A 22,443-nucleotide genomic window follows, 5' to 3' on the forward strand; every position below is an offset into this window, starting at 1 on the left:
CCTAGGGTGAGCACGTGACGTCTCTCCGCGCTGTCGTGATCACGGTGTCCGACCGCTCCGCCTCGGGCGAGCGCGAGGACCGCGGCGGCCCGCTGGCAGTGCAGCTTCTCGAGGCCGCGGGTATCGAGATCGCCGGGCTCGAGGTCGTCCCCGACGGTGCGGACTCGGTGGAGGCCGCCCTGCGACGCGCTCTCGCCACCGGCGCGCGGCTCATCGTGACGACCGGCGGCACCGGCGTCGGCCCCCGTGATCAGACGCCCGAGGGCACCGAGCGCGTCGTGACCCGGTCGCTCCCGGGCATCGCCGAGGAGCTCCGGCGCGTCGGCCTCACCGACACCCCGCTGTCGGTGATCTCCCGCGGCGTCGCGGGTGTCGTCGACCCCGAGGGGGCCCTGGTCGTCAACCTGCCGGGATCGCCGCGCGCGGTGAGCTCCGGCATCCCTGTGATCGTGTCGGTCGCCACACACGTGGTCGACCAGGTGAGAGGCGGAGACCACTCGTGAACATCGTTCGGATCGCCCGGCTCGAAGAGACCGCCCTCGACCTCGACGCGCACCTGCGTGCTGTCGAGGATCCGAAGTACGGCGCCGTGACGACGTTCGTCGGTCGGGTGCGCGACAACGATCCGGATGCCGCGACCACCGTCATCGGGCTGGAGTACAGCGCTCACCCCGACGCCGAGTCGACCCTGCACCGTATCGCCGCCGAGGCGGCGGGCGCCTCGGGCGCCGTCGTCGCGGTCAGCCACCGCGTCGGAAACCTCGCCGTCGGTGACGCCGCGGTCGTCATCGCCGTCGCGTCCGAGCACCGGGCCGAGGCATTCGAGGTCTGCCGCGCCGTCATCGAGACGATCAAGACCGATCTGCCCGTCTGGAAGCGTCAGCTCGAGGTCGACGGCACGACGGCGTGGAAGGGCATCGGCGGCTGAGCCTCAGCCGCCGGCGAAGGGCGGCAACACGTCGATCATGCGCGCATCCGCGACCGGGGCGTCCCCGTCCGTCCGCACGCCGTCGACCAGCACCGCGCAGTCGGGCAGCACGAACCACAGCTGTGGGTGCTCGTCGAGGATCGCCGTGCGGAGCTCGGCGAGGGTCGCCTCCTCGCGCTCCTCGCTCTCGGTCCCGGCAGCCTCGGCGGCAGCGGCGAAATAACGGACGAGCGTCATGACGGCTGCTCCTCGCCGGGACGTACCCAGTCGCCCGAGCGTCCGCCGGACTTCGCGACGATGCGGACGTTCTCGATCACCACGGCCCGGTCGAGGCCTTTGATCATGTCGACGACCGCGAGCGCGGTGACGGATACGGCGGTGATCGCCTCCATCTCGACGCCGGTGCGGTCGGCGGTGCCGACGGTGGCCTCGATCTCGACGCCCTCGTCGGTGATGTCGAGTTCGACCGAGGCGCGGTGCACACCGATGACATGGGCGAGTGGCAGGAGCGTCGCCGTCGACTTCGCCGCCTGGATGCCGGCGATGCGCGCGACCGCCAGCACGTCGCCCTTCGGCGCGGTGCCGTCGCGGAGGGCGGTGACGACCTCGGGGCTGCACCGGACGAAGCCGCGCGCGGTGGCGGTGCGGACCGTGGGGGCCTTCGCCGTGACGTCGACCATGTGCGCCCTGCCGGCCGAATCGAGGTGGGGGAAGCTCATCAGACCAGCATGACATCCACAGCGTCGCCCGCGGCGACGCTCGCGACCTCGGCGGGGACGATCGCGAAGGCGGATGCCTGTGCGAGCCCGCCGGCCAGGTGCGAGCCCGAGCCTCCCGCCGTCGCGGGGCGCACGGTCCGTGCCGCGAGGTCGACCACGGCCGGGAGGTACTGCCGCCGTCCGGGCGGCGTGGTCCAGGGCTCCGCCGCCGCCATGGTCATGTGCGCTCGGTGGATGACCGACCGTCCCTGCAGCGCGAGGAGCGCGGGGCGCACGAACACCTCGAACGACACGGCGACGCTGACCGGGTTGCCGGGAAGGCCGAAGACGAGGCATCCGTCTCCCACCGTCCCGAAAGCCTGCGGCTTGCCGGGCTGCATCGACACCTTCGCGAACTCGACCTCGCCGTGCCCGTCGAACGCGGCGCGCACGGGTTCGTAGGCCCCGGCGCTCACGCCGCCGGTGAAGATGATGACGTCGGCACCTGCGGCCCGCGCGTCGGCGGTGGCCTGCGCGACGGCGTCGCCATCGTCCGCGACGCGGGCGACCATCACGATCTCGGCATCGGCCCCGGGGACGAGCTGAGCGAGGAGCGGTCCGTTCGAATCGGGGATGAGTCCGCGGCGCACGGGCTCGCCCGGTCCCGTCAGCTCGCTGCCGGTCGAGACGACCGCGACCCGCGGCGGGCGGACCACTGTCACCTTGTCGACCCCGGCGGCGACGGCGGCGGCGACCTGGAACGGTCCCATCCGCTCGCCGGCGGCGATGACGACGTCCCCGGCGCGCAGGTCCGCGCCTCGACGGCGGATGAACGCGCCCGCGGCGGGAGCCTCGAGCACCTCGACGACGTCGAGCGAGTCGGCGAGCCCGCCCGCGGTGTTCTCGAACGGCACGATCGCATCCGCATCGGTGGGCGTGGGCGACCCCGTCATGATCCGGGCGGCCTCACCCGCCGAGAGCGCGGGGTCGTCCGACACTCCCGCGGGAAGATCGGCCACCACCCGCAGGGAAACGGGAAGCCCCGGCCCGGCCGCCGCCACGTCCGCGGCGCGCACGGCGAAGCCGTCCATCGCGGAGTTGTCGAAGAGAGGGATGTCGTGCGCCGCGACGGCCGGTGCCGCAAGCGTGCGGCCGGCGGATCGCCCGACCGGGACGACGTCCGTGGGGAGGGTGCGGACGGCGGCGAGGACCCGGGCGAGCTGTTCCTCGACGCTGCGAAGCCCGCTCATGCGCTCGCCGCCGCAGCCGTTGCGGCCGACCGCAGCGAGATCTCGTGCTGGCGGCTCGAGAGCGCGTCGAGGATGAGCATGCGACCGAGCAAGGGGGTGCCGACGCCGATCGCGAGCTTCGCGACTTCGGTGGCGAGGATGCCGCCGACCTGCACGCAGAGGGCGCCGAGCACGCCGACCTGTGCGCAGGTGGGCGGGTCGCCCTCGGTGCCGACCGCGAAGAGGTCGTTGAGCACGACCGGGTCGCCCGCGGACGGCTGCGACCAGAAGACCGTGATCTGCGCGTGCCACTCGCGGACCGCTCCCCACACGAGGGGGAGCCCGAGCGCCTCGGTGGCGGCCGCGACCGCGCGACGAGTGGCGAACGAGTCGCTCGTGTCGATCACGATGTCGGCACCCGCGAAGAACTCCTGCGCGTTGTCGTCGTCGAGGCGCGCCGTGACCGGGGTGACGACGGTGACGGGCGACAGGGCCGCGACGGCGCGCACGGTGCTCTCGGTCTTGTGGACGCCGATGTCCTCGATGCGGTGCGCGATCTGACGCTGCAGGTTGTGGAGCTCGACGGTGTCGTCGTCGATCACGGTGATGGCCCCGACGCCCGCCGCAGCCAGGGCGAGGATCGCAGGAGACCCGATGCCCCCGGCGCCGACGACGGCGACGCGCGTGTTCGCGAGCCGCCGCTGCCCCTCGTCGCCGATGCCCTTGAGCACCGTGTGCCGCGCGGTCCGCCGGCGCTCGTCGGGATCCAACTCGGACACGGGATCGACCAGGGGGCGCATGTCCCGAGTTTACGGCGGTGAGGATGCCGCGGGATCGGATTCGCTCACTGCATCGAATCCGCAGATGCGGATCATTCCGGCCCACACGGCCCGCGCATGCGGCATGATCATTTCCATGACGACCTACCGTGTGGCGCGAGCCGCCCGCCTCCTCGGCGTGAGCGACGATTCGGTGCGGCGTTGGATCGACCAGGGACTGCTCCCGGTGACCGATGCCATGCCCGCCGAGATCCCCGGCGAGGCGCTCGCCGAGTTCGCCGTCTCGATGGCGAACGACCCGGGCGACGGATACGAGCACCGCTCCAGCGCCCGCAACAGCTTCGTCGGGATCGTGACGCGCGTGCAGGTCGACGGCGTCATGGCCCAGGTCGACATCCAGTCCGGCCCGCACCGCGTCGTCTCGCTCCTGTCGGCCGAGGCGGTGCGCGAGCTGGAGCTCGAGGTGGGTACTCTCGCGAGGGCCTCGGTCAAGGCCACCAACGTCGTCGTCGAGCTGGCGGGGGAGTGACATGCGTCGTTCCCTGGTCCGGCCGCTCGCCCTCGGCGCGCTCGCGCTCCTTCTCACCGGATGCGCGGCGGCTGCGCCGTCGACCTCCGGCGACCAGCTCGGCGGTTCGCTGACGGTGTATGCCGCGGCATCCCTCAAGGGCTCGTTCGACGAGATCGACGAAGCGTTCACGGCGCAGCATCCCGGGGTGGAGATCAGTCCGGTCTACGACGGGTCGTCGACCCTGGCGACGCAGATCGCCGAGGGGGCACCGGCGGACGTGTTCGCGTCGGCCGATGAGGCCACGATGGCGAAGGTGGCGGAGTTCGCCCTCGACCCCGCAGTCTTCGCCTCGAACACACTCGTGATCGCCGTCCCGGCAGGCAACCCGAAGAAGGTCTCGGCGCTGGCCGACCTGGCGGATGTCGTCACGGTGCTGTGCGCGCCCGAGGTGCCGTGCGGCGCGGCATCCGCGACGCTGCTGAGCGCGGCGGGTGTGGCCGTCGACGCCGCGAGCCTCGAGCAGAACGTCACGGCGGTGCTGACGAAGGTCGCGGCCGGTGAAGCCGATGCGGGCCTCGTCTACGCGACCGATGTCGTCGGGCGCAGCGACGTCGAGGCGGTCGTTCCCGAGGGCGCTGATGAGGTCGTCAACAGGTATCCGATCGCCGCGCTGAAGGATGCCGCGAACCCCGACGCGGCTGCCGCGTTCGTCACGTTCGTGCGTTCCGAGGCCGGGCAGAAGATCCTCGCAGACCACGGCTTCGGGGCGCCGTGAGCTCCGCGCGGGGATATGTCCCTCGAAGCCTCGCGTTCCCCGCCTTCGTCGGTCTTGCCTTTCTCATCCTGCCGTTGCTGGCTCTCATCGCGCGGGTGGACTGGTCGACGTTCGTCGTCGACGTGACCTCGCCCGCGGCGCTCGAGGCACTCGGGCTGTCATTCGGTACCGGCGCGGCGGCCACCGTGGCATGCATCGTGATCGGTGTGCCGTTGGCCCTGCTGATCGCGCGGTCGGGTCCGCGGCTCGCGGCGGTGCTGCGTGCGGCGGTGACCGTTCCGCTCGTCCTGCCGCCGATGGTCGGCGGGATCGCGTTGCTGTACCTGTTCGGTCGTCAGGGGTGGCTCGGCGGGTGGGGTCTGTCGTTCACCACGCCGGCGGTCATCGTGGCGCAGACGTTCGTGGCGCTGCCGTTCCTCGTGCTCGCCGTCGAGGGCGCGGTGCGCTCGACCGGGGTGGACTTCGAGCGGACCGCCGCCGCGTTGGGAGCCGGTCGGTGGACGATCCTCCGGCGCATCACGCTGCCGCTTGCGGCACCCGGCATCGTCGCGGGTGTCGTGCTGTGCTTCGCCCGCGCGATCGGTGAGTTCGGTGCGACTGCCCTGTTCGCAGGCAACCGCCCCGGTGTCACGCAGACGATGCCGCTCGCGATCTACACGGCGTTCAACGGGGCGGGCGTAACCCAGGGGACCGCGGTCGCCCTCGCGCTCCTGCTGCTGGCGACCGCGGTGCTCGTCCTGATGCTGGTGCGCGGCTGGCGGCCGGGGGCGGCGCGATGAGCGGGCTGCAGGCGCACGTCGTCGTCGACCGGCCGCGCTTCCGCGTGGACGTCGTGTTCGACGCCGCCGCGGGGGAGACCGTCGCGATCATGGGTCCGAGCGGAGCCGGCAAGTCGACACTGCTCGACGCGCTCGCCGGTCTCGTCCCGCTGGACGGCGGCGAGGTCGCTGTCGCCGGGCGGACCGTGGAGCGCATGGCCGCACCCCGGGTGCACACGCCGCCGATGCACCGCGGCGTCGTGCTGCTCGGTCAGGACCCGCGGCTGTTCCCGCATCTGAGCGCGCGCGAAAACGTCGCCTTCGGGCCGCGCGCCGCCGGCACACCTGTCGCCCGGGCGCGCGCCGATGCCGATGCGTGGCTCGACCGGGTCGGCCTGGGCGGGCTGGGGTCGCGCATGCCGCGCGAGCTGTCGGGGGGAGAGCAGCAGCGCGTCGCGATCGGCCGGGCGCTGGCAGCCTCGCCGCAGGTGGTGCTGCTCGACGAGCCGTTGGTCGCGCTCGATCCCGTGACGGCGTCCGAGATCCGGGGGATGCTGCGGGAGCAGCTCGCGGGGGTGACGACGGTCGCCGTGACGCACGACGCCGGCGACGCGGTGGCGCTGGCCGAGAGGTTGTTCGTGATCGAGGCGGGCGCCGTGGTGCAGAGCGGTCCCGTGCGGCAGGTGTTGGGAGCCCCGGCATCCGCGTTCGTCGCATCGGTTGCCGACATGAATCGGATGCCGGGGGTCTCGGCGCGCGGCGGGTGGACCGATGCCGCGGGCCGCGTGCTGATGGGAGCGGATGCCGGGGTCGAGGGCGTCGCGCTCGCCGCCGTGTTCCGGCCGGGTGACGTGCGGATCGTGGACGGGGCCGGCGTCAACGCGTGGGCGGCGGACGTGGTGCGCGTCGAACCGACACTCGCCGGGGTTCGGGTGCGCACCACGGCGGGCGTGGTCGATGTCGCCGAAACGGGTGCCCAGTGGGCGCCGGGCGACACGGTGTGGCTGCACGTCGAACCATCGCGAGTGCGGTTCGTGCCGCTGGGCTGAGGTGCGCGGCGCTGGCGTCGGGCCTGTCACCATGGGTCCATGCCCGTCATCGAGTCCCGCTGCGTCGTGCCGGTCGAGGTGGAGGTCGCGTTCGCGGTCTCGCAGACCACGGGCGAGACACGCAAGCGCTGGGACCCCTTCATCCGGCGTCAGTACTTCCTGGGCGGCGCGGACGTTCCGGGGAAGGGCGTGCGGACCTTCACCGTGCAGCGCTTCGGCTTCCGGATGGAGAGCGAGTACGTCTCGTTCAACCCTCCGTCGAACGTCGGCATGAAGATGACGAAGGGGTCGTGGTTCTTCGAGCGTCTCGCCGGCGGGTGGAAGTTCACGCCCGTCGCGGACGACCCGAGCAGCACCCTCGCCGTCTGGCGGTACAACTTCGCGTGTCGCCCGAAATGGCTTGCTCCGCTCGCCGAGCGGATCGGTGCGATCGTGCTGAAGCGCGACATGGATCGGCGCATCCAGGGCTTCGCGAGGGGGTGCGAGGACCCGGTGGTGCTCGCGGCGGTGCGGTGATCGGTTCGTCTCTCCGGGCACGGTCGATGGCACACGCACATTCGAGCCCTTGACCAGCCCTCTTAGCCACCCCCACCGATTAGGCTCGGAAGATGAGACGGCGATGGGGGACGCAGCGGTGACCGCAATCCCGATTTCGCTAGGGCGCGCGCCGCAGATCCCCTCCGGATCGGCCGGCCTTCCCGATCCCGCCGTCGGCCTCGTCGACACCCACGGACGCGTCCACCGCGACCTGCGGATCTCACTCACCGACCGGTGCTCGCTGCGTTGCACGTATTGCATGCCCGAGCAGGGCAACGAATGGCTCGCGCGCACGAGCATTCTGACCACGGATGAGATCGTCGAGATCGCTGAGGTCGCTGCGAGCCTCGGCATCCGCACCTTCCGGCTCACCGGCGGCGAGCCTCTGCTCCGCGCCGACATCGTCGACGTGGTCCGTCGCGTCGCCGCGATCTCCGGACCCGAGGGGCCGGTCGAGGTCGCGATGACGACGAACGGCATCCGGCTCGCCGAGGTGCTGCCCGACCTGATCGCCGCGGGGCTGACACGGCTGAACATCAGCATCGACACGATCGATCGCGAGCGGTTCGCCGCGCTCACGCGCCGCGACCGGCTCGACGACGTGCTGGAGGGGATCGCGGCAGCCGCAGCATCCGACCTGAAGCCTCTGAAGCTGAACGCCGTCGCGATGCGCGGCGTGAACGACGACCAGCTCGCCGACCTCGTCGCCTTCGCGATGGAGGTCGGCGCCCAGCTGAGGTTCATCGAGCAGATGCCGCTGGACTCCGGGCACACCTGGGACCGCAGTGCGATGGTGACCCGCGAGGAGATCCTCAAGGCGCTGTCGGAGCGGTGGTCGCTCGAGCCGGTGCCGGGCCGAGGTGGCGCGCCCGCTGAGAAGTGGCGGATCGACGGGGGCCCGCACGAGGTCGGCGTCATCGCGTCGGTGACGGCACCCTTCTGCGGAGCGTGCGACCGACTGCGCCTGACCGCCGACGGTCAGTTCCGCAACTGCCTCTTCTCGCTGACGGAGTACGACGTCACGAGCGCTGTGCGTGGGATGCCGGTGGCCGCCACACGCGAGGATCGTCAGCGCGTCATCGCCGAGACGCTCCACGCGTGCGTGCTGGGAAAGCTCCCCGGCCACGCGATCAACGACCCGTCGTTCCTGCAGCCCGCGCGAGGGATGAACGCCATCGGGGGCTGACGGTCACTCGGCGCCGGCCAGGCCGACGCCCCAGCGACCGAGCGCCGTGATCGCGTCAGCGAGCTCCAGTCCGCGGTCGGTGAGGACGTACGCCCGGGTGTTGTGCTTCAGGGGGAGTCTCCGCAAGACGCCAGCTGCCTCCAGCTCTCTGAGTCGCGTCGCCAGCATGTTCGTCGGGACCCCGAGATGGCGCTGAAGGTCGCCGTACCGCTGCGGACCCTCGAGCAGCTGCTCCACGATGAGCAGAGCCCAGCGTGCCCCGACGACGTCGAGGGCTGCGGCGAGGTCGGTCACGAGGTCTGGTCGGCGTCCGGCTTCATCCAGAACGGGGAGTAGTGGTAGCCGTCGAGGTCGTCGAACTGCCGCTGGTACATGAAGGGGTAGTCATCGGTGTCGCCGATCCGCGCCCCCGCGGCCTTCGCCCGCTCGAGAAGCGCGTCGACCTCTTCGCGGCTGTTCATGTCGAACGAAACCGTGACTTTCGACGGAGTATCGGGGCCGCCGATGAGTTCCTCGCTGCCGCCGACGCTCGCGTACATCTCGCGGCTTCCGAGCATGACGTACTGGTCGGGGGCGATGGCGAAGCACGAGACGTTGTCGTCGGACATCTCGGCGTTGAGGGTCCAGCCGATGGCGCTGTAGAAAGCGGTAGCCCGGGCGACGTCGGCGACCGGGCAGGTGATGAACAGGCTCATGTCACGATACTTGCAAAATGCAAGTACAGCGTCAATAGATGCCCGCGCGGCACCTGGCGGCTGACCTACACCCGGGGTCAGTCGCCGGGCCACTCTCCGGTCGCGCGCTCGAACGCCCGGGCGCCGCCGCGGTCGACCAGCGCCTTCACCAGCGCGAACAAGGCGCCCTGCAGGGCGGCCGCGATCAGCACCTCGCCGAGGCCGAACTCGGACTCCAGGGCCTTCGGGCTGTCGTCGCGGTGGGTCGGGCTCGCGCGCTTCCAGAGGTGCTTGAAGATCACACCGGCGAGAGCTCCGCTCACCATGCCGCTGATCAGCCCGATCGGGCGGTACAGGATCTTCGCCTACGTGCTCGACTTCTTCTCTGACTTCGACGTCTTCTTCGACATGCGGGGTCCTTCCGAGATGTGTGTCAGCGGCCGCGGCGTGCGACGGCGGTGATGACGGCACCGATCGCCACGACCGCGAGGGCGAGGGCGATCCAGCCGTTGCGGTTCGGCTTGCCCGCGTCGTCCGTGAGGGCATCCGTCGCCTGGTGGACGTAGTCGGCCGCGTGGTCGCGGGCGTCGCCGATCTGCGCGGCCACGTTCGTCTTCACGGTCTCGACCTGCTGCTTCGCCCGCGCCTTCACGTCGAGCTTGCCTGCGAGCTGCTCCACCGTGTCGCCGAGCTCGGTTCGGGTCTGCGCGATGTCGGCTTCGATCTCGGCGACCGACGCGTCGTCCGCGGGTTCCGGCCTGTTGGCGGGGGCGGAGGAGAGGGGCACGTCGCGCGCGGGGATGTCAGGGGTGGTCATGGTGGGTGCGCTCCTTCACTTCGGCGATGTCCTGTTTCACGTTGCGGACGGTCAGCTCCGGCATGGGCGACAGGGCTGACACCTTCTTCTTGCCGATGAGCGCGAGGATGCCGGCGACGATGAACAGTAGGGCGGTGACGATCAGCGCTGCGGCCCACGCAGGGAGGACCAGCGACAGCGCGATGATCGCGGTCGCGATGAGCGCGCCGACGCCGAACCACGCGAGCACGCCGCCTGCGCCGAGCAGCCCCACGCCGAGCCCGCCCTGCTTCGCCGTCGACGAGAACTCCGCTCGGGCGAGACGCATCTCGTCCCGCACGAGGCGGGACGTCTGCTCCGACAGGCGGGAGATCAACTCTGCGGTCGATGGTTCGAATGATGGCTTGGCCTGAGTCACGACGGGCTCCTCTCATCAGATGGGGGAGCCTCAGGCTCAGGGCCGTCGTCGATCCGCACGACAGGCTTGACTTCTGACGACGGCGGTGTGATGGCTCTCGACCCGCAACGGTCTGATCAGATGTCGTCGATGATGTGCAAGCCGCTGGAATACGAGATCGGCTCGGGCTCGGGGGCGATCTCGTGGATCACGCTGATGATCACGCGTGTGCGTGGAGTAACCAGGACCGCGACGGAGTTGCCGTGGGCGACCTCGATGTCCACGAACGTTCCCCCAGACGCAACCGCACGCTCGATCGCATCGCGAAGCTCGGGAACCGACGCGTCGGCATCCAATTCGAAGCGATCATCGTCGATGGCGACGATCGTCTTCTCCCCGGGCGAACGTGCGGTCATTCGGTGAGCGTACGCTCCCAGCGCTCACGACCAGTCCCCTTGACAGACCGGTTCCGGAACGGCGGATCAGGGGTGCGAGGGTTCCGGCAGCGGACGGAGCCCAGTCACGCTCTGCGCAGAGTCCGCGAGGAGCTGCAGCCACTCCGCGTTCAGCGCGCCTCCTAGAGGGGCGTCGAATTTGAAGTACAGCGACGAGGCCTTCGAGATCCAGACGCTGCCGTACTGGCCGCCTTCCGTGGACGAGTCGTCGCCGGTGGTGGTCGGCTCGTCGTCCCACGTGAAGACGAAGCTCTCGTCGCGACGGAGTTTGGTCACGATCACGGCACGGAGGTGGTGCAGTGTCCGGTCTTCGATATTGATGGCGGGTGCGACACCGTAGATCAGATGCCCCATGTCGTGCTGCTTTCTCGAGGATGTGGATCGCGCGTCTGTTCGACCCGATCCTGAGACTACGCCGAGTACGGAGTCATCTCGGGACCACCATGAGGCGCTTGTCGGCGCAGCAGTTGCCTCGGCCGCCGACCGCCGCGTCCGAGCGCTAGCGAAGAGGCCGACGCCATGGCAAGCCTCTGCCGTTTGTCGCCGCCCGGCCTCAGACTCGCACGTGTGAGTCCCCGCGCCGCACACCCATCGCCCTCGTCTGCCTTCGGTGATCACCCGCTCCCGCGCGCGCAACAGTCCGCACTCACCGAGGCCGACGAACTCCCAGGGTTCGGAACCGACGTGTCCACCACGCTCGCGTGGGCGGTCGGCGTCGGCATCGCGCGCGACGACGCCCGTTCCCTTGCCGACGACTGGTCGTTCCTGGCGGCGGCCGCGGAGCGGGATGTCGCGGCCGCCCGCATCCTCGAGCCGCACCTCGACGCGCTCGACATCCTCGAACAGGCGCGACGCGCCGACGTCGGGCCCGACCTCGCAGCCATCGGTGCCGATCCCGGCTCGTCGTGGGGCGTGTTCGCCGCCGAAGGTGCAGGCGTGCGTCTCGATGCGCATCGGGGTGGCTCCGGTTGGATGCTGACGGGCACCAAGCCGTGGTGCTCGCTCGCGCAGCACCTGACCCACGCGCTCGTCACCGCATGGGTCGGCGACGAGCGCCGCCTCTTCGCCGTGGCGCTGCAGCGGCCCGAGGTCCGCTCTCACGACGGGCCGTGGCATGCGCGCGGGCTGCGCCAGGTCGTCAGCGCCCCGGTGGACTTCGCGGCGGCGCCGGCCGTGCCGGTCGGAGAGCCCGGCTGGTACCTCCGGCGGCCGGGTTTCGCGGCCGGCGGTGTCGGGGTGGCCGCGTGCTGGTGGGGCGGCGCGATCCCCCTCCGCGCAGCGCTCCTCGCGGCGGCGCAGGGCGACGGTGCCGACCAGCTGTCGCGTCTGCATCTCGGTCGCGTGGACACGGCTCTGTGGACGGCGCGACTCGCGCTGCAGTCGGCTGCGCACGAGATGGATGCTGCGCCCGCCGCATCCGACCGCGTTCCCGAGCCCGGCATCCTGGCCGCACGCGTGCGAGCCATCGTCGCGGGTGCCGTCGAAACCACTCTCGCGGAGTCGGCCCGTGCGCTCGGACCGTTGCCGCTGGTCGCCGACGACGCGCACGCGCGTCGGGTCGCGGATCTCGAGATCTACCTCCGCCAGCACCACGGGGAGCGGGACTTGGCTCGGATCGGCGCCGACCTCAGTCAGGGGCGCGGCGCATGGTGAGCTTCAGCCACCTCGATCCCGGGACGGGCGAAGAGGTCTGGGCCGAGGCCTTCGCCGGGCGGAACCCGGCGGGCCTCGACGTCGACGTCGACCACCTCGTCGTCGTGGCGGCGCACCCCGATGACGAGACCCTGGGAACGGCAGGTCTGATGACGGTCGCCGCCCGCCGCGGGGCGAGGGTGACGGTGCTCGTCGTCACCGACGGGGAGGGATCGCATCCCGACTCGCCGTCCGCGACACCCGTCGAGCTCGGCGCGCTGCGCCGCCGCGAGGCGGCCGACGCGCTCGCGCAGCTGGCGCCGTCGATCGAGCTGCGGTTCCTCGGCATCCCCGACGGCGGGACCGACGGTCATCGCGCCCGCATCTCGACGGCGCTCCGCGAGATCGTCGCCGGCGCCGGCTCGTGCTTCGTCGTCGCGCCATGGACGGGCGACGGCCATCGCGATCATCGGGTGGTCGGCGAGGTGACGGCCGAAGTGTGCGCCGAGCGGGGCATCCCGTGCCGGTGGTACCCGATCTGGCTGTGGCACTGGGGCACGTCCGACGATGTGCCGTGGGCCGAGATCGAGGTCCTTGCGATCGACGACGCAACCGTCGATGCGAAGCGGCGCGCCCTGCGTCGCCACCGCAGCCAGGTCGAGCCGCTGTCCGACGCACCGGGCGACGAGGTGATGCTCCACGAGGGGATGCAGGCGCACTTCGACCGGCCGTTCGAGGTCTTCGTCCGCCCCGCCGGGCGCAGTCTGGCGGAGACATTCTTCGAGGACTTCTACCGCCGCAACGGCGACGACCCGTGGGGTTTCGAGACCCGCTGGTACGAGGAGCGCAAACGCAGCATCGCCCTGGCGAGCCTGCCTCGTGCGCGGTATTCGTCCGCCCTCGAGCTCGGGTGCTCCACCGGTGTTCTCACCGAGTCGCTCGCCGACCGGTGCGACGCGGTGCTCGCGATCGACATCGCGGACGCTCCCCTCGAGATCGCACGTCGTCGCCTCGGCGATCGAGAGGGTGTGCGTCTCGAACGCCTCGCACTGCCGGGGGAGTGGCCCGCCGGCACGTTCGACCTCGTCGTCCTGTCGGAGGTCGGCTATTACTGGGATGCCGCAGACCTGACCACCGCCATCGACCGAATCCGACGAGCAATGGATGCCGGTGGCCACCTCATCGCCTGCCATTGGCGGCATCCCGTCACGGAATATCCGCAGTCCGGTGACGACGTCCACGCGGCGCTTCGCGCGGCCGAGGGGCTCACCCGCCTGGTGCTGCACGAGGAGGAGGACTTCGTACTCGAGGTCTACGGGCTCACGGGTGCCCGATCGGTCGCTGCCGAGACGGGGCTCGTCGCATGACGGCTAGAGGCGTCCCTTCGGTGGCGATCGTCGTCCCGGTGCACAACGAAGCCGAGCTCCTCGACGACTGTCTCGCGGCGCTCACCGCGGCCATCGAGTACACCCGTGAAACCCATCCCGGAGTGCGGATCTCGACGGTCGTCGTCCTCGATGCGTGCACGGATGCCTCGGCCCGGATCGCGCTGTCGTGGCCGGTTCGCACGATCGAGATCGCCGCGCGAAACGTGGGGACGGCTCGACGCCTCGGCGTAGCGGCGGCCGTCGCGGAGCTGCGATCGCCCCCGGCTGACGTCTGGATCGGCACGACGGATGGAGACTCGACCGTCCCGGCCGCCTGGCTCAGTCATCAGCTCGACCTGCGCGCCGCGGGAGCAGATGTGGTCCTCGGCACCGTCCGTCCGGATTTCGCGGACCTCACCGCCGAGCACGCGGAGCACTGGCTGGCGACGCACCCGCGAGGCCGTCCGGCGGGCAATACGCACGGCGCGAACCTCGGACTGCGTGCCGAGGTGTACGTCGCGGCGGGGGAGTTCCCTGATCTCGACGAGCACGAGGACGTCGCGCTCGTTCATGCCGCACGGTCGCTCGGCGCACGCGTAGTCGCGACGGACGAGAACGAAGTGGTCACGTCCGGCCGCTTCTGGGGACGGACGCCGGGAGGGTATGCCGCCTTCGTCCGCGCGACCCACGAACGCATCGCCGGGGTCGGCTGAATCGACTCACGGGCCGGAAGGTAGCGGGTGTCCTCTACGTCGGCAAGGGGCGCGGCGGGGCGCGGAGACAGGTGGATCGTCGGCATCCCCAACCCCCCCCCGGAGGAACCATGTACTTCCACGTTCAAGAGTTCATCAACGAGATCGCACAGGACGAGCCGGATCCCGCCGCAGCGAATGCGCTGCAGGAGGGTCTCGGCGGACAGTTCGGCGAGATGCGCACGATGATGCAATACCTGTTCCAGAGCATCAACTTCCGCGGACCCTCGGGCAAGCCCTACAAGGACCTCATCCACGGCATCGGCACCGAGGAGATCAGCCACGTCGAGCTCATCGGCACAACGATCTCGCGTCTGCTTGATGGCTCGCCCGGGTACAAGGGCAAGCCGACCGATCCCGTCGACGAGCCGGGTGCCGGCGGTGCGACGCCGCTGAGCATCGCCGTCGATCACAGCAACATCCATCATTACCTGGTCGGCGCGCAGGGTGCGCTGCCGGTGGATGCCGCGGGCAACCCGTGGATGGGCAGCTACGTCTACAACTCGGGCAACCTCGTGCTCGATCTGCTCTACAACCTCATGCTCGAGTCGACGGGCCGACTGCAGAAGTGCCGGCTCTACGAGATGACCGACAACAAGATGGCGCGCAGCACGATCTCGTACCTCATCGTGCGAGACCAGGCACACGAGAACGCCTACGCCAAGGCTCTCGAGACCCTCGGAGTGAACTGGCGTACGTCGCTCCCGATCCCGAAGACCAACGCCGAGCAGTTCCCCGAGGTCAAGCGTCTCGTCGACCTGGGGCTGCAGAGCAAGCAGTATTCGTTCGACCTGGGCAATCAGTCCGAGGCCGGTCGGATCTTCCAGGGGGCGTCGCCGTCGAACGACGGAACGCAGCTGGATGCCAGTGAGCAGGCACCCGCGGGTTCGCCCATGACCATCTCGCCGGAGCGGCCCGAGGAGTTCTCTCCGGGAGCCGACAAGGAGCTGCGAGCGCTCATCGAAGCGACGGCTGCTATGGAGATGGCCGACATCGACGCGACGTTCGGCCGCATGTAACGCTTCGCGGCGTGCGGTCGGTGCCCAGGCAGTGAGGAAGCTACCCGGGCACTGATCGCACGTCAGTGCGGTGCGTGATACTCGGCTTCTCCGGCCTTCCAGTAACCCTTCACGATGACCTGATCGGATGCCGCGCCCCACCGCTCGAGCAGCAGGCGCCGCCCCGCCTTGACGACACCCTGCTCGGCTGCGACGAACCCGAAGACGTCGCCGGCCGGTCGTTCACTTTCCGAGAGGTCATCGAGCGCAGCCGCCAGGGCCGTCCCCGGCAATGCGTCGCCCCGATGAGCGAACGCGACGGTCACGCCGGTCGGAGCCGCAACCGCGAGCTCGTGGGCGGCATCGGTGACCTCGATGAGGACGCGGCCGGTGGCATCCTCATCCATGAGCGCCGCGAAGCGCCGGATCGCCGGAACGGCGGTCTCGTCACCCGCGAGGAACCAGGAGTCCGGGCGGCCGGCGATCACCATCGACCCGCGCGGACCGCCGACGCCGATCACTGAACCGAGCGGGGCCGTCGCCGCCCACGGCGCCGCGACACCGTCGTCGCCGTGCACCGCGAACTCCACCTCGAGCCAGCCCGCATCGGCATCCCACGCCAGCGGCGTGTACTCGCGGCTCGGTGACTGACGCATGACCTCGAGGTCGTCGGTGTCGTCGTCGGGGAAGAAGAGTCGCATGTGATCGTCGCTGCCGAGCGACGTGAAGCCTCGCAGATCGTCGCCCTCGAGTCGGACGCGCACGTACGTCGACGTCTCCCACGTCCGGGCGGCGAGCGTCGCCCGCCGGAAGGTCAGGTCGAGCGGCTGCCGCTCGAAGCGGAAGGAGGAGGCGGATTTGACGGAGCTCACATAGGTAAGGCTAGCCTAAGACGCACCGGCGATCGCCCGGCATCCCCTTCCGAACGGACGCGCCAGCGCGCTCATACGCGCCCGCGCTTCCGACGACAGGAGCAGTCACATGCGCAGCATCCGTCCCCTCACCGCCACCCCGCTCGTCGCACTCGCGGCCGTCATCCTCGCCGGGTGCGCGAGCCCGACGACAGAAGTCGAACCCGCCGCAGAGGCGGAGGTGACGACCGTCACGGTGGAGGACAACCACGGTGAGCAGACCGTCACGACGCCGCCGAAGCGCGTCGTGGCGACCGACAACCGCACCATCGCGATGCTCGACTCCTGGGGTGTCGAGGTCGTCGGCGCGCCGCTCGACATCTTCCCCGCCGGGCTGTCGTTCAAGGACGACCCGAACGTCGCCAACCTCGGCAACCACCGCGAGCCCGACCTTGAAGCCGTCGTCGCCGCCGACCCCGACCTCATCGTCAACGGCCAGCGCTTCTCGACGTACTACGGCGACTTCCAGACCCTCGTGCCGGACGCCACCATCGTCGAGCTCGACCCGCGCGATGGCGAGCCGCTGGATGCCGAGCTGAAGCGCCAGGTCATCGCGCTCGGCGAGATCTTCGGAAAGCAGGAAGAAGCGGCGACCCTCGTCGCCGACTTCGAGGCCGCCATCGATCGCGTGAAGGCCGCGTACGACACGAGCGAGACGGCAATGGGTCTCATCACCTCGGGCGGCGAGATCAACTACGCCGCGCCGACGACCGGTCGCACCCTCGGCCCGGTGTACGACATCCTCGGGCTGACCCCGGCGCTCGACTCCGAGGGCTCGACCGACCACCAGGGCGATGACATCTCGGTCGAGGCGGTCGCATCGTCGAACCCGGACTGGATCCTCGTGATGGATCGGGATGCCGCGGTCAGCGTCAACACCGACGAGGCGTACACGCCCGCCAATGACCTGATCAGCAACTCTGAGGCTCTGAAGAACGTGACCGCCGTGACCGAGGGCAACGTGGTCTACATGCCGCAGGGCACCTACCTGAACGAGGGCATCGAGACGTACACGCAGTTCTTCAACGACCTGGCCGACGCGCTCGAAGGTCGATGACCGACGCCCTGACGGCGCCCGCGGTGAGCCGACGCTCCCGCGGGCGCCTGCTCACCTGGCCCCTCGTCGGCGGCACCGCCGTCGTCGGGGGGGTGGTGGTCCTGTCGCTCTTCGTCGGCGTCTACGACGTGATCGGCGCTGCCGACGGCGCGGAGATGTTCGCGATCACGCGGATCCCGCGCACGGTGGGACTCGTGCTCGCCGGAGCGGCGCTGGCGATGTGCGGGCTCGTCATGCAGCAGCTGACGCAGAACCGGTTCGTCGAACCGACCACGACCGGCACGACCGAGTGGGCGGGTCTGGGTCTGCTGCTCGTCATGCTGGTCTTCCCCGACGCGCCGCTCATGGTCCGGATGATCGGTGCGGTCGGCATGGCGTTCGTCGGCACGATGCTGTTCTTCCTCTTCCTGCGTCGCGTCATGCTGACGTCGTCGATCATCGTCCCGATCGTGGGGATGATGCTCGGCGCCGTCGTCGGCGCGGTGTCGACCTTCATCGCGCTGTCGACGAATCTTCTGCAGAGCATGGCGGCCTGGTTCACCGGCTCGTTCACCTCTGTCCTGCGCGGGCAGTACGAGCCGCTCTGGATCGTCCTGCTCGTCGTCATCGCCGTGTTCATCACGGCGGATCGCTTCACGATCGCCGGTCTCGGGCGCGACGTCGCGACGAACGTCGGCGTCGACTACTCGCGCGTCGTCCTCATCGGCACCGTGCTCATCGCCCTCGCCGCCGGTGTCGTCACCGTCGTCGTCGGCAACCTGCCGTTCCTCGGACTCATCGTCCCCAACGTCGTGTCGCTCATCCGGGGCGACGACCTGCGCTCGAACCTGCCCTGGGTGGCGCTCGGCGGCATCGCGCTCGTCACCGTGTGCGACATCCTCGCCCGCATCGTGAACGCGCCCTTCGAGGTGCCCGTCTCGCTCATCCTCGCCATGGTCGGAGCCGTCGTGTTCATCGCCCTTCTCCTCCGGCAGCGTCGTCGTGGCTGACACCGTCGCGCTGTCGGGCGCCTTCCCCACCGCGATCCGGGCCCGTCGCTACGCGCTCACCCTCGCGGTGCTTATCGTCCTCGCCGTCGTGGTGGCCGTCGGCATCCTCGCCTGGGATAACCCCGCGCCCGCAGGCAGCGCCGGCTTCTGGCGGATCGCTCAGCTGCGGGTCACGAGCGTCGTCGTCATCGCGATCGTCGCCGTCTGTCAGGGGATCGCGACCATCACCTTCCAGACCGTGACCGGCAACCGCATCGTCACGCCGTCGATCATGGGCTTCGAGTCGCTCTACACGGCGATATCGACTGCGGCGATCTTCTTCTTCGGTGCGGCCGGCGCGCTGCTCGTCCAGGGGACGGGGCCCTACCTCCTGCAGATCCTCGCGATGCTCGCGTTCTCGGGTGTTCTCTACGGCTGGCTGCTCTCGGGCCGCTACGCGAACGTGCAGATCATGCTGCTGGTCGGCATCATCCTGGGCGGTGCGCTGGCCGCGTTCTCGACGTTCCTGCAACGGATGCTGACGCCCACCGAGTTCGACCTGCTCACCGCGCGGCTCATCGGCAGCGTCGCGAATGCCGACGGTACGAACCTGCCGATCGCCATCCCGCTCGTCGTCGTCGCGGCGGGACTCATGGTGTGGGGAGGCGGCCGTCTCAATGTGCTCGGGCTGGGACGCGAGGTCGCTCTGAGTCTCGGTTCGTCCCAGCGACGCGACTCGATCCTGGCGCTGCTGCTGGTCTCGATCCTCATGGCCGTCTCGACGTCGCTGATCGGGCCGATGACCTTCTTCGGCTTCCTCGTCGCGATGCTGACGTATCAACTGGCCGACACGTTCGACCATCGCCGGATGTTCGCGCTCGCCGCGCTCGTCGGCTTCGTCGTGCTCGGTGGTGCGTACGTCGTGCTCAAGCACGTCTTCTACGCCGCCGGGTCGGTCGGCGTCATCGTCGAGATCGTCGGCGGCACGCTCTTCCTCATCCACCTGCTCCGAAAGGGACGCCTGTGATCTCTCTCACCGCCGTCGAGAAGCGCTACACCACCGAGGTCGCGATCGGCCCGGTGACCCTCGACCTGCCCGCGGGCGGCATCACGGCGCTCATCGGGCCGAACGGCGCCGGCAAGTCCACGCTGTTGACGATGATCGGTCGCCTGCTGCCCGCCGACGCCGGGTCGATCTCGGTGGGGGGACATGACGTCGCGGCGGTGAAGTCGCGCGAGCTCGCGAAAGTCGTCGCAATCCTCCGGCAGGAGAACCATTTCGTCACTCGTCTGACGGTACGACAGCTGGTCGGGTTCGGGAGGTATCCGCACTCGCAGGGGCGGCTCACGGTCGACGACGAGCGGGTCATCGACCGGTCCATCGACTTCCTCGGCCTGGACGGGCTCGAGGGTCGGTACCTCGACGAGCTGTCGGGCGGGCAGCGTCAGCGCGCCTACGTGGCGATGGTGCTCGCACAAGACACGGAGTACGTCTTGCTCGATGAGCCGCTCAACAACCTCGACATCCAGCACGCCGTGCAGATGATGAGTCACCTGCAGCGCGCGGCGCGCGAGCTGGGTCGCACGATCGTCGTCGTGCTGCACGACATCAACTTCGCCGGCCATTACGCCGACCGCGTGTGCGCCATGAAGGACGGGCGCGTTGCTGCGTTCGGGACCCCGGACGAGATCATCCGTGGCGATGTCTTGACGGGGATCTTCGATACGCCGGTCGATGTGGTCGACGGTCCGCGGGGGCGGCTGGCGGTGTACTACTGACTCCTGGCGCGGAGCACCTTGCGCTCGCCGCAACGGTCAGCGAGCCTGGGGCAATGTGGGATCGCGAGGCAGCGGCTGCGGCTGCCAACGACTGGATCGGCCGATACGTGCGCGCGTGGGAGACCAACGACCGGGACGACATCCGGTCGCTGTTCACGGAGGACGCTGAGTACCGCGACGGCCCCTCGACCGAGCCATGGGTCGGCCACGACGCCATCCTCGCGGGGTGGCTCGGTCAGAAGGATGAGCCCGACACGTGGTCATTCGAGCATGAGCTCACGGCGGTCGACGGCGACATCGCGATCATCCGCGGCCGGACCAGCTACCCGGGCGCAACGACGAAGAGTCGGCTGTACGACAACCTCATGGTCATTCGCTTGACGGATGACGGCCGCGCGAGGTCGTTCACCGATTGGTATGTGACATCGACCGCAGCGGAGACGGAGGAGTAAGACCTCTTGTCGCCGGATTCAGCTGCGGCTAAGCCGAAGCTGCCGGCCGAGGATCGCCCTCCTCGCGCAAGCGAGGCTCGACGCGTCGCTCGGGACGCAGCCCCGACTTGTCGGAGTAGAACGCGCGGATGGCATCCATGTCCGCGCCGACGTCGCCGGTGAGAGTGAGCGTCGGTCCGAGCCCGGTCGTCATGGTGGTGCGGTCCACGTATCCGAGCGTGACGCCAAGGTCGGCCTCGCGGGCGATGCGGTAGAAGCCCGACTTCCAGTGCCCGACGCCGCCGCGCGTGCCTTCGGGCGTCACCACGAGGCCGAAGACCTCGCCGGCACGGATGCGGTGGACAAGGGCGTCGACCACCCCGGCGGGGTTCGCTCTGTCGACTGGGATGCCGCCGATCGAGCGCATCAGCGGACCCCGCCAGCCGCGGAAGAGGCTCTCCTTGCCCAGCCAACGGAAGCGCATCTTCAGGCGCCAGGCGATCGCCAGCATGAGCACGAAGTCCCAGTTGGAGGTGTGCGGCGCCCCGAGGACGACGGTGGGTCGGGTCGGCGCGGGCTCGGTTGCGAGCGTCCATCTGCTGAACGTCCAATAGACCCGGGCGACGAGGCGGAGCATTCCGCAACCGTAACGCCCCCACGCTGTCGCCGGGTCGAGGAGGCGCCGGGGCGACTCCCAGGTTGCCGCGGTATCGTAGGGATCGATAGGCGGACTTCTCATTCGTCTCGCCCCGGCTGTGTGGTAACAGTCGGGGCTTTTTTCATACTCAGGCAGACCGCCGCTACGAGCGCAGGCAGTTGACCGTCAGTCAGTCGACCGCTCGTCGGACTCCTTCAGTCGCTTGAGCTTCGATCTCGGTCTCCGCTTTCACAGCACCTTCGGCCGATCCTGCCTCGCGGGTAACGTGGCGCCCATGAGCCGACGCTCGATGTGGACTACCGCTGTGACACTCGCCGTGTCGATGGTGCTCACGGGGTGTGTCTCCACGACCGATCTGAGCGATGACGCGACGACGACTCCACCGCCGGCGATGCCTTCTCCCACGGTGTCCGCCCCCAGCCCTCCCGCGACGGTCGACGGCGACTATGCCGTGCCCGGCGTCGCTGACGACGAGCTCTCGCGGATCACATTCGTCGCCGAGGGGGCCGACGGCGTTTCCGAAGGCGAGGCGACCGTCTCGGGTGTGGTGGAGGCCGGGGAGCGGTACGTGATCGACTTCGACTGCAGTCCGTCGACTGCCCGGGTGACGCTCGAATGGGCCCCGGCTCCCGCCGAAGGCGAGGAACCGGCCAACCCCGTCGGGCCGACGTCCGTCACCCAGGATTGTGGCGCGCCCGGCCGGATCGAGGGGGTCGCATTCGACGCAGACACCCTCGTGCAGCTCAAGATATTCGCGGATGAATTGAACGCGGGCTGGGCCGTCCTCCGCCCCGGCGGGTGACAACAGAGGTGGGCCCCGTGGGGCTCGAACTCGGCCGACGGGCGATCAGCCGGGTCGTATTCAATCAGGATCGTTGATTTCCGGGCTTAGGGGCATCGGCTCAATCCGCGCGAGAGGCGAGCAGTGCGCGGATGAGGGACGTTGCGAACACCCCGGGATTGGTTCTCAGCTCGTGGTCGACCACGTCGACACAGAGCCCCCGGCACGCTCCATGACGAAGCACTCCAGCTCGTGAACGGACAGGCCCGTCTGAGCGTGCGGGGCGGGGCAGGAGACAACCGATGCTCGCCGAATGCACTGAGGGGCAGGCTCCGAG

The 22,443-nt window shown here is 69.8% G+C and carries 31 protein-coding genes; 18 read left to right on the forward strand and 13 right to left on the reverse strand.

From position 1 onward, the window contains the following. Window positions 1-14 precede the first annotated feature (14 nt). Both BLP38_RS01960 and BLP38_RS01965 read left to right on the forward strand, forming a co-directional pair. The gene (locus tag BLP38_RS01960; RefSeq protein WP_091352130.1) at window positions 15-503 is read left to right on the forward strand and encodes a MogA/MoaB family molybdenum cofactor biosynthesis protein; all 489 of its coding nucleotides are present in this window, start codon (window positions 15-17) and stop codon (window positions 501-503) included. After that, a complete protein-coding gene (locus BLP38_RS01965) occupies window positions 500-928 on the forward strand; it encodes a molybdenum cofactor biosynthesis protein MoaE (protein WP_091352132.1) in 429 nt (142 codons plus the stop codon). Before BLP38_RS01960 ends, BLP38_RS01965 begins: the two co-directional genes overlap by 4 nt. Before the next feature lie 3 nt (window positions 929-931). Here BLP38_RS01965 and BLP38_RS01970 read toward each other — a convergent pair whose 3' ends face one another. The 4 genes from BLP38_RS01970 to BLP38_RS01985 are packed head-to-tail and all read right to left on the reverse strand — an operon-like array spanning window position 932 to window position 3,655. Beyond that, the gene (locus BLP38_RS01970) at window positions 932-1,165 is read right to left on the reverse strand and encodes a MoaD/ThiS family protein (protein ID WP_091352134.1); all 234 of its coding nucleotides are present in this window, start codon (window positions 1,163-1,165) and stop codon (window positions 932-934) included. After that, window positions 1,162-1,647 carry a cyclic pyranopterin monophosphate synthase MoaC gene (gene moaC, locus BLP38_RS01975; protein ID WP_091352136.1) on the reverse strand — a complete coding sequence of 162 codons (486 nt, stop codon included), beginning with the start codon at window positions 1,645-1,647 and terminating at the stop codon, window positions 1,162-1,164. Before moaC ends, BLP38_RS01970 begins: the two co-directional genes overlap by 4 nt. Beyond that, complete coding sequence (locus BLP38_RS01980; RefSeq protein WP_091352139.1) at window positions 1,647-2,876, reverse strand: molybdopterin molybdotransferase MoeA; 1,230 nt, start codon at window positions 2,874-2,876, stop codon at window positions 1,647-1,649. The genes moaC and BLP38_RS01980 overlap by 1 nt, the downstream gene beginning before the upstream one ends. After that, a complete protein-coding gene (locus BLP38_RS01985) occupies window positions 2,873-3,655 on the reverse strand; it encodes a HesA/MoeB/ThiF family protein (RefSeq protein ID WP_091352142.1) in 783 nt (260 codons plus the stop codon). Before BLP38_RS01985 ends, BLP38_RS01980 begins: the two co-directional genes overlap by 4 nt. A 115-nt stretch (window positions 3,656-3,770) precedes the next feature. Here BLP38_RS01985 and BLP38_RS01990 point away from each other — a divergent pair, with 115 nt between their 5' ends. The 6 genes from BLP38_RS01990 (at window position 3,771) to moaA (ending at window position 8,450) form a co-directional block, all read left to right on the forward strand. Then, window positions 3,771-4,163 carry a TOBE domain-containing protein gene (locus tag BLP38_RS01990; protein ID WP_091352144.1) on the forward strand — a complete coding sequence of 131 codons (393 nt, stop codon included), beginning with the start codon at window positions 3,771-3,773 and terminating at the stop codon, window positions 4,161-4,163. A 1-nt stretch (window position 4,164) separates the two neighbouring features. Further along, complete coding sequence (gene modA, locus BLP38_RS01995; RefSeq protein ID WP_091352146.1) at window positions 4,165-4,920, forward strand: molybdate ABC transporter substrate-binding protein; 756 nt, start codon at window positions 4,165-4,167, stop codon at window positions 4,918-4,920. After that, on the forward strand, window positions 4,917-5,699 hold the full coding sequence (locus BLP38_RS02000; protein ID WP_091352148.1) for a molybdate ABC transporter permease subunit: 783 nt from the start codon (window positions 4,917-4,919) through the stop codon (window positions 5,697-5,699). The genes modA and BLP38_RS02000 overlap by 4 nt, the downstream gene beginning before the upstream one ends. After that, window positions 5,696-6,727, forward strand: coding sequence for an ABC transporter ATP-binding protein (locus tag BLP38_RS02005; protein ID WP_091352150.1), 1,032 nt, complete (start codon window positions 5,696-5,698; stop codon window positions 6,725-6,727). Before BLP38_RS02000 ends, BLP38_RS02005 begins: the two co-directional genes overlap by 4 nt. 39 nt (window positions 6,728-6,766) lie before the next feature. Beyond that, complete coding sequence (locus BLP38_RS02010) at window positions 6,767-7,243, forward strand: SRPBCC family protein (protein ID WP_091352152.1); 477 nt, start codon at window positions 6,767-6,769, stop codon at window positions 7,241-7,243. 103 nt (window positions 7,244-7,346) lie between these two features. Further along, window positions 7,347-8,450: a GTP 3',8-cyclase MoaA gene (moaA, locus tag BLP38_RS02015; RefSeq protein WP_091352154.1), complete on the forward strand. Its 1,104-nt coding sequence runs from the start codon at window positions 7,347-7,349 to the stop codon at window positions 8,448-8,450. 3 nt (window positions 8,451-8,453) lie between these two features. Here moaA and BLP38_RS02020 read toward each other — a convergent pair whose 3' ends face one another. The 7 genes from BLP38_RS02020 to BLP38_RS02050 form a co-directional block, all read right to left on the reverse strand. Beyond that, complete coding sequence (locus tag BLP38_RS02020) at window positions 8,454-8,744, reverse strand: winged helix-turn-helix transcriptional regulator (RefSeq protein ID WP_091352156.1); 291 nt, start codon at window positions 8,742-8,744, stop codon at window positions 8,454-8,456. Continuing rightward, window positions 8,741-9,145 carry a VOC family protein gene (locus BLP38_RS02025; RefSeq protein ID WP_091352158.1) on the reverse strand — a complete coding sequence of 135 codons (405 nt, stop codon included), beginning with the start codon at window positions 9,143-9,145 and terminating at the stop codon, window positions 8,741-8,743. The genes BLP38_RS02020 and BLP38_RS02025 overlap by 4 nt, the downstream gene beginning before the upstream one ends. A 77-nt stretch (window positions 9,146-9,222) precedes the next feature. Then, window positions 9,223-9,450 (reverse strand): DUF4235 domain-containing protein, encoded by a 228-nt coding sequence (locus BLP38_RS02030; RefSeq protein ID WP_231916547.1) that lies wholly within the window; start codon window positions 9,448-9,450, stop codon window positions 9,223-9,225. 107 nt (window positions 9,451-9,557) lie between these two features. Then, window positions 9,558-9,941, reverse strand: coding sequence for a DUF3618 domain-containing protein (locus tag BLP38_RS14195; protein ID WP_133398330.1), 384 nt, complete (start codon window positions 9,939-9,941; stop codon window positions 9,558-9,560). Continuing rightward, complete coding sequence (locus BLP38_RS02040; RefSeq protein ID WP_091352160.1) at window positions 9,928-10,338, reverse strand: phage holin family protein; 411 nt, start codon at window positions 10,336-10,338, stop codon at window positions 9,928-9,930. Before BLP38_RS02040 ends, BLP38_RS14195 begins: the two co-directional genes overlap by 14 nt. Window positions 10,339-10,454: 116 nt before the next feature. Continuing rightward, the gene (locus BLP38_RS02045; protein WP_091352162.1) at window positions 10,455-10,733 is read right to left on the reverse strand and encodes a hypothetical protein; all 279 of its coding nucleotides are present in this window, start codon (window positions 10,731-10,733) and stop codon (window positions 10,455-10,457) included. A gap of 66 nt (window positions 10,734-10,799) precedes the next feature. Then, entirely contained in the window at window positions 10,800-11,126 is a 327-nt protein-coding gene (locus BLP38_RS02050; protein ID WP_091352164.1) for a DUF7882 family protein, read from the reverse strand. A gap of 330 nt (window positions 11,127-11,456) precedes the next feature. Between BLP38_RS02050 and BLP38_RS02055 the strand changes: the two genes are divergently transcribed. The 4 genes from BLP38_RS02055 (at window position 11,457) to BLP38_RS02070 (ending at window position 15,542) form a co-directional block, all read left to right on the forward strand. Continuing rightward, on the forward strand, window positions 11,457-12,425 hold the full coding sequence (locus BLP38_RS02055; RefSeq protein WP_091352166.1) for an acyl-CoA/acyl-ACP dehydrogenase: 969 nt from the start codon (window positions 11,457-11,459) through the stop codon (window positions 12,423-12,425). Next, on the forward strand, window positions 12,419-13,771 hold the full coding sequence (locus BLP38_RS02060) for a PIG-L family deacetylase (RefSeq protein ID WP_091352168.1): 1,353 nt from the start codon (window positions 12,419-12,421) through the stop codon (window positions 13,769-13,771). Before BLP38_RS02055 ends, BLP38_RS02060 begins: the two co-directional genes overlap by 7 nt. 20 nt (window positions 13,772-13,791) lie before the next feature. Then, on the forward strand, window positions 13,792-14,484 hold the full coding sequence (locus BLP38_RS02065; protein ID WP_231916548.1) for a glycosyltransferase: 693 nt from the start codon (window positions 13,792-13,794) through the stop codon (window positions 14,482-14,484). Window positions 14,485-14,594: 110 nt separating this feature from the next. Next, window positions 14,595-15,542, forward strand: coding sequence for a manganese catalase family protein (locus BLP38_RS02070; protein ID WP_091352172.1), 948 nt, complete (start codon window positions 14,595-14,597; stop codon window positions 15,540-15,542). Between the two features lie 62 nt (window positions 15,543-15,604). On the opposite strand, the gene BLP38_RS02075 is transcribed toward BLP38_RS02070, so the two are convergent. Then, window positions 15,605-16,393: a siderophore-interacting protein gene (locus tag BLP38_RS02075; RefSeq protein ID WP_091352173.1), complete on the reverse strand. Its 789-nt coding sequence runs from the start codon at window positions 16,391-16,393 to the stop codon at window positions 15,605-15,607. 109 nt (window positions 16,394-16,502) lie between these two features. Here BLP38_RS02075 and BLP38_RS02080 point away from each other — a divergent pair, with 109 nt between their 5' ends. Genes BLP38_RS02080 through BLP38_RS02100 form a run of 5 tightly spaced genes read left to right on the forward strand, consistent with a single transcriptional unit; the run spans window position 16,503 to window position 20,688 of the window. Continuing rightward, on the forward strand, window positions 16,503-17,489 hold the full coding sequence (locus BLP38_RS02080) for a siderophore ABC transporter substrate-binding protein (protein WP_091352175.1): 987 nt from the start codon (window positions 16,503-16,505) through the stop codon (window positions 17,487-17,489). Beyond that, window positions 17,486-18,478, forward strand: coding sequence for an ABC transporter permease (locus BLP38_RS02085; protein WP_091352177.1), 993 nt, complete (start codon window positions 17,486-17,488; stop codon window positions 18,476-18,478). Before BLP38_RS02080 ends, BLP38_RS02085 begins: the two co-directional genes overlap by 4 nt. Continuing rightward, window positions 18,471-19,484, forward strand: a complete 1,014-nt coding sequence (locus tag BLP38_RS02090; RefSeq protein WP_091352179.1) for an iron chelate uptake ABC transporter family permease subunit — start codon at window positions 18,471-18,473, stop codon at window positions 19,482-19,484. The genes BLP38_RS02085 and BLP38_RS02090 overlap by 8 nt, the downstream gene beginning before the upstream one ends. Next, on the forward strand, window positions 19,481-20,236 hold the full coding sequence (locus tag BLP38_RS02095; RefSeq protein ID WP_091352181.1) for an iron ABC transporter ATP-binding protein: 756 nt from the start codon (window positions 19,481-19,483) through the stop codon (window positions 20,234-20,236). Before BLP38_RS02090 ends, BLP38_RS02095 begins: the two co-directional genes overlap by 4 nt. Before the next feature lie 53 nt (window positions 20,237-20,289). Beyond that, entirely contained in the window at window positions 20,290-20,688 is a 399-nt protein-coding gene (locus BLP38_RS02100; RefSeq protein ID WP_091352183.1) for a nuclear transport factor 2 family protein, read from the forward strand. A 28-nt stretch (window positions 20,689-20,716) separates the two neighbouring features. Here the strand turns inward: BLP38_RS02100 and BLP38_RS02105 are convergent, their stop codons facing one another. Continuing rightward, entirely contained in the window at window positions 20,717-21,304 is a 588-nt protein-coding gene (locus BLP38_RS02105) for a 1-acyl-sn-glycerol-3-phosphate acyltransferase (RefSeq protein ID WP_091352185.1), read from the reverse strand. 295 nt (window positions 21,305-21,599) lie between these two features. Here BLP38_RS02105 and BLP38_RS02110 point away from each other — a divergent pair, with 295 nt between their 5' ends. Beyond that, window positions 21,600-22,127, forward strand: coding sequence for a hypothetical protein (locus BLP38_RS02110; protein ID WP_231916549.1), 528 nt, complete (start codon window positions 21,600-21,602; stop codon window positions 22,125-22,127). Window positions 22,128-22,443: the final 316 nt, after the last annotated feature.

The sequence above is a fragment of the Microbacterium sp. LKL04 genome (assembly GCF_900102005.1).
Classification (GTDB): Bacteria; Actinomycetota; Actinomycetes; order Actinomycetales; family Microbacteriaceae; genus Microbacterium.

Coding starts and splice junctions, on each gene's coding strand:
- BLP38_RS01970 (WP_091352134.1), bottom strand. CDS start 1,165: ATGACGCTCGTCCGTTATTTCGCCGCTGCCGCCGAGGCTGCCGGGACC.
- moaC (WP_091352136.1), bottom strand. CDS start 1,647: ATGAGCTTCCCCCACCTCGATTCGGCCGGCAGGGCGCACATGGTCGAC.
- BLP38_RS01980 (WP_091352139.1), bottom strand. CDS start 2,876: ATGAGCGGGCTTCGCAGCGTCGAGGAACAGCTCGCCCGGGTCCTCGCC.
- BLP38_RS01985 (WP_091352142.1), bottom strand. CDS start 3,655: ATGCGCCCCCTGGTCGATCCCGTGTCCGAGTTGGATCCCGACGAGCGC.
- BLP38_RS01990 (WP_091352144.1), top strand. CDS start 3,771: ATGACGACCTACCGTGTGGCGCGAGCCGCCCGCCTCCTCGGCGTGAGC.
- modA (WP_091352146.1), top strand. CDS start 4,165: ATGCGTCGTTCCCTGGTCCGGCCGCTCGCCCTCGGCGCGCTCGCGCTC.
- BLP38_RS02005 (WP_091352150.1), top strand. CDS start 5,696: ATGAGCGGGCTGCAGGCGCACGTCGTCGTCGACCGGCCGCGCTTCCGC.
- BLP38_RS02010 (WP_091352152.1), top strand. CDS start 6,767: ATGCCCGTCATCGAGTCCCGCTGCGTCGTGCCGGTCGAGGTGGAGGTC.
- moaA (WP_091352154.1), top strand. CDS start 7,347: ATGGGGGACGCAGCGGTGACCGCAATCCCGATTTCGCTAGGGCGCGCG.
- BLP38_RS02025 (WP_091352158.1), bottom strand. CDS start 9,145: ATGAGCCTGTTCATCACCTGCCCGGTCGCCGACGTCGCCCGGGCTACC.
- BLP38_RS02030 (WP_231916547.1), bottom strand. CDS start 9,450: ATGGTGAGCGGAGCTCTCGCCGGTGTGATCTTCAAGCACCTCTGGAAG.
- BLP38_RS14195 (WP_133398330.1), bottom strand. CDS start 9,941: ATGACCACCCCTGACATCCCCGCGCGCGACGTGCCCCTCTCCTCCGCC.
- BLP38_RS02045 (WP_091352162.1), bottom strand. CDS start 10,733: ATGACCGCACGTTCGCCCGGGGAGAAGACGATCGTCGCCATCGACGAT.
- BLP38_RS02050 (WP_091352164.1), bottom strand. CDS start 11,126: ATGGGGCATCTGATCTACGGTGTCGCACCCGCCATCAATATCGAAGAC.
- BLP38_RS02060 (WP_091352168.1), top strand. CDS start 12,419: ATGGTGAGCTTCAGCCACCTCGATCCCGGGACGGGCGAAGAGGTCTGG.
- BLP38_RS02070 (WP_091352172.1), top strand. CDS start 14,595: ATGTACTTCCACGTTCAAGAGTTCATCAACGAGATCGCACAGGACGAG.
- BLP38_RS02080 (WP_091352175.1), top strand. CDS start 16,503: ATGCGCAGCATCCGTCCCCTCACCGCCACCCCGCTCGTCGCACTCGCG.
- BLP38_RS02085 (WP_091352177.1), top strand. CDS start 17,486: ATGACCGACGCCCTGACGGCGCCCGCGGTGAGCCGACGCTCCCGCGGG.
- BLP38_RS02100 (WP_091352183.1), top strand. CDS start 20,290: ATGTGGGATCGCGAGGCAGCGGCTGCGGCTGCCAACGACTGGATCGGC.
- BLP38_RS02105 (WP_091352185.1), bottom strand. CDS start 21,304: ATGCTCCGCCTCGTCGCCCGGGTCTATTGGACGTTCAGCAGATGGACG.
- BLP38_RS02110 (WP_231916549.1), top strand. CDS start 21,600: ATGAGCCGACGCTCGATGTGGACTACCGCTGTGACACTCGCCGTGTCG.